This is a genomic window from Bacillus yapensis (assembly GCF_005280205.1).
Taxonomy (GTDB): domain Bacteria; phylum Bacillota; class Bacilli; order Bacillales; family Cytobacillaceae; genus Robertmurraya; species Robertmurraya yapensis.
Map to the genome: position 1 here is coordinate 100,112 of NZ_SUND01000011.1, position 12,524 is coordinate 112,635.

The 12,524-nt window shown below is 34.7% G+C and carries 12 protein-coding genes and 1 pseudogene; 2 read left to right on the forward strand and 11 right to left on the reverse strand.

Features of this window, described 5'->3' with window-relative positions; translation table 11 throughout:
* Positions 1 to 7 precede the first annotated feature (7 nt).
* The 10 genes from FAR12_RS14055 to FAR12_RS14095 all read right to left on the reverse strand — a co-directional run bounded on the left by FAR12_RS14055 (position 8) and on the right by FAR12_RS14095 (position 10,233).
* Positions 8 to 1,090 (reverse strand): EpsG family protein, encoded by a 1,083-nt coding sequence (locus FAR12_RS14055; protein WP_126409309.1) that lies wholly within the window; start codon positions 1,088 to 1,090, stop codon positions 8 to 10.
* Between the two features lie 46 nt (positions 1,091 to 1,136).
* Entirely contained in the window at positions 1,137 to 2,027 is an 891-nt protein-coding gene (locus tag FAR12_RS14060; protein ID WP_126409311.1) for a glycosyltransferase family 2 protein, read from the reverse strand.
* A complete protein-coding gene (locus FAR12_RS14065) occupies positions 2,024 to 3,142 on the reverse strand; it encodes a glycosyltransferase family 1 protein (protein WP_126409313.1) in 1,119 nt (372 codons plus the stop codon). Before FAR12_RS14065 ends, FAR12_RS14060 begins: the two co-directional genes overlap by 4 nt.
* Positions 3,127 to 4,281, reverse strand: a complete 1,155-nt coding sequence (locus FAR12_RS14070; RefSeq protein WP_126409315.1) for a glycosyltransferase family 4 protein — start codon at positions 4,279 to 4,281, stop codon at positions 3,127 to 3,129. Before FAR12_RS14070 ends, FAR12_RS14065 begins: the two co-directional genes overlap by 16 nt.
* Positions 4,282 to 4,295: 14 nt before the next feature.
* Complete coding sequence (galU, locus tag FAR12_RS14075; RefSeq protein ID WP_126409317.1) at positions 4,296 to 5,174, reverse strand: UTP--glucose-1-phosphate uridylyltransferase GalU; 879 nt, start codon at positions 5,172 to 5,174, stop codon at positions 4,296 to 4,298.
* 15 nt (positions 5,175 to 5,189) lie between these two features.
* Entirely contained in the window at positions 5,190 to 7,022 is a 1,833-nt protein-coding gene (locus tag FAR12_RS14080) for a polysaccharide biosynthesis protein (protein WP_126409319.1), read from the reverse strand.
* 16 nt (positions 7,023 to 7,038) lie between these two features.
* Positions 7,039 to 7,176 carry a hypothetical protein gene (locus tag FAR12_RS23465; protein ID WP_170972207.1) on the reverse strand — a complete coding sequence of 46 codons (138 nt, stop codon included), beginning with the start codon at positions 7,174 to 7,176 and terminating at the stop codon, positions 7,039 to 7,041.
* Positions 7,177 to 7,430: 254 nt separating this feature from the next.
* A complete protein-coding gene (locus FAR12_RS14085) occupies positions 7,431 to 8,108 on the reverse strand; it encodes a CpsD/CapB family tyrosine-protein kinase (RefSeq protein WP_126409321.1) in 678 nt (225 codons plus the stop codon).
* Positions 8,083 to 8,853 carry a YveK family protein gene (locus FAR12_RS14090; protein ID WP_170972208.1) on the reverse strand — a complete coding sequence of 257 codons (771 nt, stop codon included), beginning with the start codon at positions 8,851 to 8,853 and terminating at the stop codon, positions 8,083 to 8,085. The genes FAR12_RS14085 and FAR12_RS14090 overlap by 26 nt, the downstream gene beginning before the upstream one ends.
* A gap of 336 nt (positions 8,854 to 9,189) precedes the next feature.
* Positions 9,190 to 10,233, reverse strand: coding sequence for a YVTN family beta-propeller repeat protein (locus tag FAR12_RS14095; RefSeq protein ID WP_170972209.1), 1,044 nt, complete (start codon positions 10,231 to 10,233; stop codon positions 9,190 to 9,192).
* A 297-nt stretch (positions 10,234 to 10,530) separates the two neighbouring features.
* Between FAR12_RS14095 and FAR12_RS14100 the strand changes: the two are divergent.
* Positions 10,531 to 10,647: pseudogene (locus FAR12_RS14100) on the forward strand (manganese catalase family protein); the annotation flags it as partial.
* A 176-nt stretch (positions 10,648 to 10,823) separates the two neighbouring features.
* Complete coding sequence (locus tag FAR12_RS14105) at positions 10,824 to 11,732, forward strand: Gfo/Idh/MocA family protein (protein ID WP_126409329.1); 909 nt, start codon at positions 10,824 to 10,826, stop codon at positions 11,730 to 11,732.
* 108 nt (positions 11,733 to 11,840) lie between these two features.
* On the opposite strand, the gene FAR12_RS14110 is transcribed toward FAR12_RS14105, so the two are convergent.
* Positions 11,841 to 12,512, reverse strand: coding sequence for an N-acetylmuramoyl-L-alanine amidase family protein (locus FAR12_RS14110; protein ID WP_126409331.1), 672 nt, complete (start codon positions 12,510 to 12,512; stop codon positions 11,841 to 11,843).
* Between the last annotated feature and the right edge of the window lie 12 nt (positions 12,513 to 12,524).

A 12,524-nucleotide genomic window follows, 5' to 3' on the forward strand; every position in this document is an offset into this window, starting at 1 on the left:
TCAAAAACTAAGAGAAAAAATCCAAATATTTACTTCTATATATCACGTTTAGATTAATAACATTTTCATAAAAGTAATAAATCAAGTAGCAAAGTATTAATCCAAAATAAATCAACTTCTGGTCTTTTTCTCTAAATACCTTAAGAACCCAGGAGATTAATACTAGGTGGTATAAACTAAAGTAAATAGAAAAACGAGCGAATATCCAATTCTGCGTAGAAATGATCATAAATACAAAGCCAATTAGGGCCATGTTTACAATATAATCACTCTCTGGGAATATTTTTCTCAATTTATCTCGTCCTAGATAGGCTAAAACAAGAGGAACTGCATCTACTGCTACCCTAATAATGCTGGCTCCACCTTCAGCAAATTCCTTATACCCTCCATATTGAGTATCTTCGATGGCTGAAAATAATAATGAAGAAAACTGGTCGAAACCAAACACAATTACGATTGAGCATACTAAAAGAATAAAAGTCGTCCTTGACCAAGCCTTATATCTTACTAAAAAATAAATAGGAATTAAGACTAATGCACTCTGATGGAAGGTAGATGCAAAAAGAACAACTAGAATGTAGTAAAACCATTTTCCCTCAATAATAAATTTTATTCCCGTAAAAAGAATTGCCGATGCGAGTACTTGCCTAATTCCATTCATTGAAACTAAAAAGAATCCACCAGTTATATAAACGTATAAACTTATTTCAATCATTCTGGAATATTTATATAAGACAGTAATAATAAGGATGTTTGTAATCAGCGCAGTGGTAAAAATCAGCACTAGAGAATCCTTGGAAACATATTGCTGCAAAAGCATTTGTAAAATACCAAATCCAATATCCTTTTGTGAAGTTACATACTCCCAATTAATCACATTGTTGTCATATGCGTATTTATAAAAGTATGTATCTCCAATATTCTGCCGAAGCCCTGAAACTAACACCAACGAAACCAAACAGAAAAAAACTGCGACCTTATTCGGTCTTATGGTTGCCGGTGTTATCATTGTCGTTACGGGAGTAGCGAAATATCTTGCAGAGAGTGCGAAAACAAAAACAAGGGCAAGATTAATCCAGAGTATGGTCATTTCACTGTTCCTTTCAAATAAAAAAGGACTTCCCGATAGGTTGAATCTAAGTCTGGACCGTCCTCGTTTTAGTAGAAATTAAGAAGTACAATATCATTCCAAACGGAATGGCCAATAATGTTATGCCTTTCCTTGGGCTATCTTGCATAAACCTCCAGTTTCTCATTAGTAGACTACTTGATACATAGTGAACTGCCTGCCGAAACTTATAAGTTGTACTTGCAAAGGGAAGTTTCATTAACTCTTTTCGGTAAAAAGAAAATCCTTTAGGATTTTTTCTATATTGACTAAACATGTTTAATGATGAACCATCTGGTAAATATTCCACACAACATAGTACTTCATTCATTAGTAGCAACTCATACTGTTGATCTAACATATAATACTTGTAAGCTAAGCCTACGTACTTTTCGTTCTGGAAGATTGGATAAGGGTATCTCTTTGTTAAATCTGTCCGATAAACTAACTTTTTGTCTCCTGTAACACCATATTTGTTATATAAATTGAATAGGGTTGAAGTTTTCAGATTTTCAGGCAACTTAGTGCCAATAATACGATGATCAGTATATGCATCCAACCCAATCATTCCACTAACATCATTACTTCCATACTTTTCCCAAAATGTTATAATCTTTTCTACTGCATCATCTGGCATGTAGTCGTCTGAATCGATACAAACATTTAGTTCTGTCTCAATCTGCTCATAAGCTGTATTGTGTGCACCATGCATGCCCAAATTCTCTTGCCTGTGATACACAATTTCAATTTTATTCTCTTCTATCCAACGTTGTACAAGCTCATTTGTTTGATCCGTTGAACCATCATCAATGATTAACCATACAAAGTCTTGACTTGTTTGACTGAGAAGACTTAGATAACATTTCTCTAGACAATAAGCTCTGTTAAAGGTCGGCGTAAATACCGTTAACGTCTTCATCCGATCCACTCCAATGTGTCTAGATAATAGTCCTCTATATAATCTGCTGTACTCTTTATCTCATAGCCACTTTCAGCAATTTTATCAACTTCTATCAATCTGCTTTTCTTATTTTCGTTAAGTTCTTTCACTTTTCTTACCCAACTGTATTTATCTTTCAGAGGCAAAGGATGAACTAAACCTATTCCAATGTCAACTTCCGAAGAAATATTGTCAGAGATTAAACAAGGCAGTCCCGCTCCCTGTGCTTCTATAAGCGACACAGGCAATCCTTCATGCATTGATGGAAAAACAAAATAATCAAAAGCTTGTAATATCCTGTTAATATCCTTACGAACTCCAGTAAAGATAACATTGTTATCTAATTTTAATGTTTTTACTTTATTCTCCATTTCGATACGTAGCGGGCCATCTCCTACTAAAATAAGTTTTGAATTCTTTAACTCATCACTAACTTCTTTAAAAACATCTATCAAGAATGAATGATTCTTTTGATGAGCAAATCGACCAACATGCCCAAAAACAGACGCATACTCATCGATCTTGAACTCATCTCGAACTTGTTTTCTTACATCTAGAGAGAACAGAAATTTTTCCACATCAATTCCATTCTTCAAAATCGTTGTTGAACCATAATTATTGGCAAATAGCCATTTGGCAGCATCCTCAGAGCATGCAAAGAAATTCGTTGCACTCGAATGAATCGCTCTTCCAGCAAGCCATTTATAAAATTTTGTAGCAACTCCTCCTTCACTCTCTGTGTTGTGACTATGGGAGATACGTATTGGAATTCTACTTTTTTTTGCTGTACGCAAAATGAGTCCACTCATCTTATCCATATGTGAATGAATAATTCGATATTGGTTATTCTTCTCAAAAAATTGTTTCAACGCTTTTACATATTTAAAGTGTCCCACTTCTGATACATAAGGAATTCGATGAATTCTTCCACCTAATTTCTTGATTTCATCATCAAACTCCCCTTCTTTGCATGTTAGAAAATCGAATTGTACTTTTGTCCTGTCAATGTTTCGGTATAAGTTCATAATTAAAGTCTCTGCACCACCACGGTTCATATTAACAACGGCATGCAATACCCTTAATGGACTGCCCACATAGCATCCTCCAATTCCTCCATATATGTTTCATAAATAACCGCTTTTTGTTCAAGAACTTTTTGAACGCTATTCTTCTCCATCACTTGTTTTCTTCCAAGTAAGCCCATGCTTCTTCTTAATGTCTCATTCTCTGCAAGAACCATTATCCTGTTAGTGAATTCAACGGGATTGTCATGAGTTATTAACCAACCATTCTTTCCGTCTTGTATCAATTCCCTATGCCCTCGATTTTCAGTCGCTACTACCGGGAGTGCACAGGCCATGGCTTCCATAATATTTACTGGAAGACCTTCCCTCAAGCTTGATGCTACGGCCAGATCCGACATTTTTAATAAATCACCAATATCAGATCTCAATCCCAGAAAATCCACTTTATCGTTAATCCCAAGATTAATGGCTAGATGTTTACAGCTAACTAACATTGGTCCATCCCCAGCAAGCAGTAACCTTGCAGATGGAATCTTATCCTTTATTAAGGCGAGTGATTCAATAAGTAATTTTTGATTTTTATTCTTATTAAACTCAGCAGCATACAACATTAAGAAATCGTCATCACTGTACCCTCTTTCTGCCCTTAAAACCGACTTATGAAATTTATGAACAGGTGCAAATAGTTCTGTATCTACTCCCACACCATGAACAAGTTTAATTTTCTTCGCTTTAAATTTATGGGCTGTTGCGCGGGAATAGTCTTCGTTATTAATCGTTATCAGGCAATCCGTTTGGCTAGCTAAAAGGCGTTCGATCGGATAATAAAGAAGCCAGTTCAAGACAGGTGCACCATTACAAAAATGAAAACCATGTGCTGTATAAATAACTTTGGTTCCATTTTTTCTGGCCCGAATTGCAGCTAATCTTGATAAAACGCCACCCATTGGTGTATGACAATGAATGATCTTATAATCATTCTCCTCAATGATCTTTTTAAGTTCTTTATATGCAGTCAAATTCTCTTTTTTGAAAGGAGATCGTTGTATGGAAACATCAAATTTTTTATCCACAAAGGGTAATTTTAAGTTTCCAAAGGCCGCAATGTGAACTTCCCATCCCTGTTCCTTAAACCATTTTAAATAAGGAAGATGGAAAGCTTTAAAGTGATAATCGACAGTCGCACAAAACAACACTTTTTTTTTCATATTTCTTTCTCCAACTAAAGAATCATCTGTTTTTCAATAACAGATGATAGATAATCTAATAATTCTTTTCTAATCTCCTCACGTTGTAAAGCAAAATCAATCGTTGTTTTAATGAACCCGATTTTCTCACCCACATCGTAACGTATCCCCTCAAAATCATATGCATAAACTGCCTCATACTTATTTAGTTCAGCTATTGCATCCGTAAGCTGTATTTCTCCACCTGCACCTGGTTTTTGTTCTCTTAATATTCCGAATATTTTAGGGTTTAAAATATATCTACCCATTATCGCTAGGTTTGACGGTGCCTCTTCTTGTTTTGGTTTCTCCACTAAGTGATTGACATTGTAAAAACGATCACCAATACAGTTCCCGTCGACAATCCCATATCTAGAAACCTCACTTGGCTCTACCGTTTGAACTCCCAGTATGGAGGCATTATATCTCTCATATTGTTCGAGCATTTGCTTTAGGCACGGCTTTTCACCTTGAACAATATCGTCTCCAAGAAGCACAGCAAATGGTTCATCTCCAATAAATTTTCGAGCACACCAAATCGCATGGCCTAGTCCTTTTGGTTCTTTTTGTCTTATATAATGAATGTCTACCATTTTTGATGATTTTTGCACTTCATCTAGAAGGTCAAACTTCCCTTTTTCTAATAAATTTTGCTCTAATTCAAATGAATGATCAAAATGATCCTCTATGGCTCTTTTTCCTTTACCAGTCACAATAATAATATCTTCTATGCCGGACTCAATCGCTTCTTCAATAATATATTGAATAGTTGGTTTATCTACAATTGGGAGCATCTCTTTCGGCATAGCCTTGGTTGCAGGCAAAAACCTCGTTCCTAAACCTGCTGCTGGGATGATGGCCTTACGAACTTTCATTGCTAAAACACTCCTCTAAACGGATATTGAAATCATTTTTTGTGGTTTATTCAAAGTATTAGAATTCGCAAGTTCTAAAAGTTTTTCTCGTAATGTTTCTTTATTTAAACTTGAATAGATTGAAATAATCTCCTCAATTTCTTTTAAATATATATCTGAACTTTTTCCAATATAAATTTTTGGATATACTTGCTGTTCGTGAACCTCATTCGCATTCAACAACTCCTCAAAAAGTTTCTCTCCAGGTCTCATTCCTGTAAACTCAATACCAATATCTTCAATCAAGTTTCCAGATAGTTTGATTAGATTTTTGGCCAAATCCACGATTTTTACAGGTTCCCCCATGTCCAATACGAATATCTCTCCACCTTGCGCAAGAGCTCCTGCCTGAATGACTAATCTTGATGCTTCTGGTATCGTCATAAAATAGCGAACCATATCAGGATGTGTAACCGTAACTGGCCCACCTTTTTCTATTTGTTTCTTGAAGAGAGGAATGACACTTCCTCTACTTCCTAAAACGTTCCCAAATCGGACGGCAACAAATTTAGTCTTGCTCTCACTATCCATACTTTGAACAACCATTTCAGCTAGCCTTTTTGTTGCTCCCATAACACTCGTCGGATTTACCGCCTTATCCGTACTAATCATGACAAATGTCTTCACATCGTTAAAACTTGCTGCTCTGGCCGCATTCATTGTTCCAATAATGTTATTTTTCACCGCTTCTTCAGGATTGCGTTCCATTAAAGGTACATGTTTATGAGCAGCAGCATGATAAACGACATCAGGTCTATGTTCATTCATGACAGAAAATATCTTCTTTGCATCTTGGAGATCGGCTATTTCTGTCACTAAATCAATAGATGAGTTTCTAAAGCTTTCCTTTAATTCCATTTCAATAGAATAAATACTATTTTCACCGTGTCCCAATAAGATTAATTTACCGGGATTGAATTTACATATTTGTCGACATATCTCAGAACCAATAGATCCTCCAGCACCTGTTACAAGTACTACATTATTTGTGATGTACTCTGAGATACTATCAATATCTAATTCTATAGGCTCACGTCCTAACAAATCTTCAACATGCACATCGCGAAATTGACTAACAGATACTTTCCCTGTAACAATATCTTCAAGCATAGGGAGAATTTGTGTTTTAGCTGCTGTTTTTGCACATTCCTTAAAAATAACACTCAATTCTTTCTTACTAAGCGAGGGAATCGCAATCACAATATTATCTATTTTTAACTCTTTTACCGTTTTTTCTAGCTTATTAATCCCACCTTTTACTGGAATACCTAAAATATCTAGATAGTGTTTTCTAACATCATCATCAATGAAGGCAATAGGCGATAGCTCTGCATCATTACTCCTTAGTAATTGTCTAGCTACCATCGTACCAGCCGAACCAGCACCGACAATCAGAGTGCGTTTTTTATTATTCTCTTTATTTAACAAGGAGTCTCTTACTATTCTCCAACAAAAACGTGACCCTCCAATTAGGAGCATATGTAATATCCATGTCACTGCCAGAAGTCGATAAAATACCTCATCCACAAAAATTTGCTGGATGAGTGCTGCCACAATTGTAGAAAAAGTAACCGTTTTTAAGATAATGATTAATTCACCAATACTCGCATATTCCCATGCTTTTTTATAAAGATGAAATTTAACCGAAAAAATATGATGGCTAATGAGAATGGTTAAGGATGACATGATGATTGGAAATGTAAACACATAAAAGGTCGCATTCACTAAAAATTGACCAAAAAAGATGGACGTTAATACGATACACGTATCCACTAAAATAAATATTGATAATCTTTGCCGATATGTCATCTTCCCTCCTCCTTAATTAATTTGCACGAACTCTTCTATCTATTGCTTTATTGATTATATTTCTGATCTCCTCTAGTTGTTCTTTATTGGCGTCCTGTTTAATATACCTAACTGCCTTTTTAATTGATTTAGGAAACTTATCAATTTTGTCCACTTTACTCTCTCCTCATTTTAAAATTAAAGTATTTAAATAATCGTTCTTGTATCTAAAAACTTTTATTTAAATACTTTAATTTATTGGGGCATCTAACCCCACCTCACACCACACTCTCGACGACTCGCGTCTAAGGTTTTTCAACCCACAGCATGATCGAGTGCCTCCTTTGATATAGGCTAGGAGACATCACCGATATTCCTTATAAAATCTTAAATTTTCTTAATAACGAACATTAAAACCAAAAAAAATAATCATGTTTTTTCGTTTAATATAGTTCCTATTATTCGGGCTTTCGATTGCTCCAAGACTCTTTTTGACTCTATTGCAAGTTCATTCTCTGTTCTGCCATAAACTAGAACTAGAATGACACCATCAGACCTACTTGCAAAAATATTGGTATCTGTCACTTCCAGAACAGGTGCGGTGTCGTATAAAATAACGTCATAATTTTCAATGACAGTATCCATTAGTTCATTCATTTTAATTGAATCAAGTAGTTCTGCAGGATTTTTTGGAATGGGGCCACTTGTTAATACGTCTAACCTCCCAATCCCTGTTCTTTGTATAGCCATTTCAAGCGTTGAAATTCTATTTAAAAAGTTAGTCAATCCTATTGAATTATCCACTTTAAAAATGGAATGTAACGCCGGCCTCCTTAAATTGGCATCAACAATTAAAACCTTCTCTCCTTGTTGAGATAATGACACACCTAGATTGGCTACGATAGAAGACTTTCCTTCCCCCTGAGATGGAGATGTCACAACAAGTGATTGGTATTTTTTATTAGTAGGAGTAAATTTTAAGTTTGTACGAATCGTCCTATACTCCTCTGATATTTTAGAGCTAGGGTCTCTATATGTTACAAGTAACCGATTATTTCTTGTCTTTTTTTTACTCCATAATTTATTGTTTGCTTGTTGAAGATTCAAGTGTTTCACCTCTCAAATTTGTACCTTGTTGTTTTCTCCTTCTTAATTGAGTACTTTTATTAGAGATTCTTGAAATGCTACCTAGAACTGGAATTCCTAATAGGTGCTCAATCTCACGGTGAGACTTCACTGTATCATCTAATGAATCCAATAAAAAGACTAACCCTAATCCCACAATGACTCCGAAAATAAAACCAATCATGATAAATCGTTTATGATTTTGATTATTTGGCCCAGGGTTCTCTTTTGCTTCCGACAAAATATTAATATTACCCGGTGATAAAGTAGTATCAGTTTCAGTTTCATCAATGGAAACATCATTCCCTGAGGTTAGTTCGATAAGATTGGCAAATTCCCGTTGATAAACCCTTGCAACACTATCTGCTATTCGAGCAGCAAGCTTAGGATCATTCGCAACAACTGTTATTTCATAGATCTTTGAATCATTTACTGGGGTAATCGTAATTTGGCCACTTAAATTTTCAGGTGACGCTTTTAAATCTAATTCATCTATTACATGTCTTAAAACAATAGGTTCCTTAAGCAGCTGATTAAGTGTTCCTATTTCCCCTTCTGCTACATTTAAAACAATTTTTATGGAGGATGAATATTCTGGGGTCGTAAAATAATAGCTATACACACCTGCTGCTATAGAAAAAATGAATGAAAATACAAAAACAACCCATATTCTTTTTCGAATCGTACCCCATATTTTTTTTATATTAATTTCTTTTTCCATAATCATTTCCACCATTTCTTTAAAGTAGTTTTGTTCTGGTTATGGAACATAATAGCCATGTCACTCTAAAAATTTCTCTTGTATTTGCAATATTATATGGGAGTTTTAACTTATCATCATTTTAGTTCTTAATAAAGAACGTGTCAAGGTTTTTTATCTGAAATTTTCATGTTAGATGTAGTAATTTTCAGCAATTATGCAATATAACACCTTTAGTATATATGTTATTTATCAATTCCTTATACAGAACAGTTTTGGAAAATTATTTACATAAAGCCTAGACCAATATATGGGAGTAGTCAAAATAACTAAAACTAAATAAGACAAGGATTTCCTTGTCTATCAATTCTTATTATCAACTCTTAGATGGATACCATGTGGGTTATATCCTACCTCTATTTCTTCTATATATTCATTGGTCTCTAAGTTAATGACTGCTACTTTATTTGAACCGCTCAGAGTAACATATACCATCGACATATCCTTATTAAAGGAAATGTGTTTAGGGGCAGATATGTCTTGTATTTTTTTTATAACTTTATCTGTTTGTAAGTCGATTATACTTACGCTATTATCATTCTTATTTGTTACAACCATAATGGCCTTCTCCTCATTGATAACAAAATCAGTCACATCTATACCTGATTCTATATCTTTTTCCTTCTTACCGCTTTTTGTATTGAAAACCTCTATTGCATTATAATTACTAGAAGCTACATAGAGTAGGTTACCATTGGAAATTGTTCTAATGACCATTGGTGAGCCATTGACTTTATAAGTATGAATGATTTTGTCATTTGAAACAGCATATACTAATAGGTTTTTGTGATCAGAAATATACAATATATCTTCATGTAAATAAGGATAATTTGTTCTAGCTCCTTCTCCTAAATCAATTTTTCTATTTACCTCTAATCTTACCGTATCGATTACATATACATATTGGTCACCAACTGTCGTAACATAGAGTTGTTTTTGGTCGTTTGACAATGCTATTCCATGAGGATCTATTCCCACCTCAATTTCCTTTATCATTTTCATTTCTTTTAAGTTGATTACTCCTACACTATTCCCCTGTCTATGTGTAACAAAAGCTTTCTCATTGGCGAAAACCACATTTGCAGGTCTTTCACCAGTTTTTATTTCTTGAATTACTTTATTTGACGGTATATCAATAACTGATATACTATTTTCTTTCTCGCTCGGAACATAAAATTGAACATTATCTTGCGGTAATTCCGTTTCGTCATTAGTTTCATTCTTTATGATTTCTATTTCCTGTGACCCAATTCGTTGCCTCGTATTATCATCAAAGTTCAGAGAACAACTCGTTAAGGTAAGTAATATTAAACAAACTAACAAAAAGAAAATAGTAGATCTTGACATGTCTATTCCCTCCCTCTGTAAAATTTTGAAAAACCTAAGTAACTTTCTTAAGTACATCATTGAATACATGTGAAAACTAATAAGCATTCTTATCTGATGTGTATCCTCCATTTTTATTAACAAAGTCTTTCGACAGAAAAAAATAAATTCCTTCCTAAATGACCTCATTAAATTGAACAGCATTTATAAAAATGAATTTCTATCTTCTTAAAACACTTCAATGGAGAATATTTTTGTTAGTGAACAAGAGAATAAAACTGATATAAAATAACTTGTCTAAAAAGAAGGAGGTCAGTTATGTATTTTTCTAAAGAGGATTTAATTAATAATATTGTGCCGGATGAACCGGATCCTTCTGCAGCAAAAGTACTTCAAGAAGTCTTATGCCGTCAGTTTGGTGAAATTCGAACAATGAAGTAATTTTTGCTTAAGCCCTTTGTGTGAAGGGATTTGACCTTTTATCTAGTCGACCTATGAGAGAGTTAAAACGCTGATCTCCCTTTCAATCTTAATAAAGCAATATGTTATAGTTATTCTGTAGTAATCTGCTAGAAAGCTTAATAATTTGACTTCATATCGGAGTGATAAACATGAAAATCGGAATTATCGGATTAGGGGATATTGCTAAAAAAGCCTATCTACCAGTACTTTCAGAAAAAGAAGGGATTGAACTTGTACTTTGTACAAGAAATTCTGACACCTTAAACAGCTTGTCAAAAAAATACAGAATTCAAGAAAAGGTTCAGTCTGTTGAAAAACTAATAGAAATTGGAATCGATGCTGCCATCGTGAGCACTGCTACAGAAGCACATTTTGAAATAGCGGAAACATTACTTAGAAATGGCATCCACACATACATAGACAAACCAATATCGATGAATTTTCATGAAACCGAAAGAATTGTCAATCTCGCAAAAGAGAATAACAAGATCGCGATGGTCGGTTTTAATAGAAGATTTATCCCGAAAGTGAGGGAGCTGAAAGATAAAGGAAAAGCTAGCTTAATTCTCATACAGAAAAATCGATTTTCAGCTCCAGACTTTGTGCGAAGATTTGTAGTTGAGGATTTTATCCATGTCGTCGATACACTGAGATTTTTAATGGATACTGAAGTCAAAGATGTCAAAGTAGACTACCTTAAAAATGGTGAACTGCTTGATCATTTAGTCCTCACACTTATTGGAGACGGATGTACCGCTATTGGGATCATGAACAGAAACGGCGGGGTCACCGAAGAAATCATCGAATACATGACTGGACATGATAAATTCGTCGTGAATAGCCTTGTCGAAACGACTCACTATCATAATAAAGAAATCCATATTTCAAAATTTGGTGACTGGGAGCCAACCCTATATAAACGTGGATTTTATCAATTATTAGATCATTTTATCGATTGCGTTCAAAATAATCGCATCCCTGATCCATCCATAAACGATTCTTTAATTACGCATGAGATTTGCGAAAGAATCGTGAAATACATCGAATCAAATAAATAAGGACCAAAAAAGGCCCGAATCCTGGAAACACGAGGATTAGAGCCTTTTGAATGTCTCCTTTACCTTCAATTAATCGGGTTGCAGCTACCATTTATTCAACCAAATGTTTTACTCCACACTCTCTTGGTATTCCTTTATGCCTTCAACTATTGAAGCGGCAACACGATTCTGAAAATCGTCAGTCCACATTTTGGACTCATCTTGAGGATTCGTCAGATACCCTATCTCCAACAAAGCTGCCGGCATTTTTGTATCCTTTACAACAAATAGATCTTTCTTCATTATTCCTCTATCCTTAAATCCAGTTGCCTCAACTATATGTTGCTGTATGATCTCAGCAAAATGGCGGGAATTCTTGTGATAATAAAATGTTTCCGCACCTGAAACTTCGGGATCAGAAAAGGTGTTTCCGTGAATTGAAATGAATAAATCCGCATCTATATTATTGGCATATTTGGGCCTGTATCGGCTCTCTTGAGAAATAAAGCGATCATCCGCTCTTGTCATATAAACCTGTATTCTAGGTTCCTGCTCTAATAGCTTCTTCACTTTTTTCGACAGACTCAAAGTAAAATCCTTTTCATGTTTCCCGCTAGCACCTGTTGCCCCAACATCCGTACCGCCATGTCCAGGATCGATTACAACTTTGAATGGTGTATGATTTTTTACATCATTAGAATGATTTTTCTTATCGTTACTATTATCAGAGGTAGAATTGCATGCCGATAACAGCAAAATTGTTAAAATGACCAATGTTATGCACAAAATATTTTTTATCATGTCTTATCCTTC

Coding starts and splice junctions, on each gene's coding strand:
- FAR12_RS14055 (WP_126409309.1), bottom strand. CDS start 1,090: ATGACCATACTCTGGATTAATCTTGCCCTTGTTTTTGTTTTCGCACTC.
- FAR12_RS14060 (WP_126409311.1), bottom strand. CDS start 2,027: ATGAAGACGTTAACGGTATTTACGCCGACCTTTAACAGAGCTTATTGT.
- FAR12_RS14070 (WP_126409315.1), bottom strand. CDS start 4,281: ATGAAAAAAAAAGTGTTGTTTTGTGCGACTGTCGATTATCACTTTAAA.
- galU (WP_126409317.1), bottom strand. CDS start 5,174: ATGAAAGTTCGTAAGGCCATCATCCCAGCAGCAGGTTTAGGAACGAGG.
- FAR12_RS14080 (WP_126409319.1), bottom strand. CDS start 7,022: ATGACATATCGGCAAAGATTATCAATATTTATTTTAGTGGATACGTGT.
- FAR12_RS14090 (WP_170972208.1), bottom strand. CDS start 8,853: ATGATTATGGAAAAAGAAATTAATATAAAAAAAATATGGGGTACGATT.
- FAR12_RS14095 (WP_170972209.1), bottom strand. CDS start 10,233: ATGTCAAGATCTACTATTTTCTTTTTGTTAGTTTGTTTAATATTACTT.
- FAR12_RS14105 (WP_126409329.1), top strand. CDS start 10,824: ATGAAAATCGGAATTATCGGATTAGGGGATATTGCTAAAAAAGCCTAT.
- FAR12_RS14110 (WP_126409331.1), bottom strand. CDS start 12,512: ATGATAAAAAATATTTTGTGCATAACATTGGTCATTTTAACAATTTTG.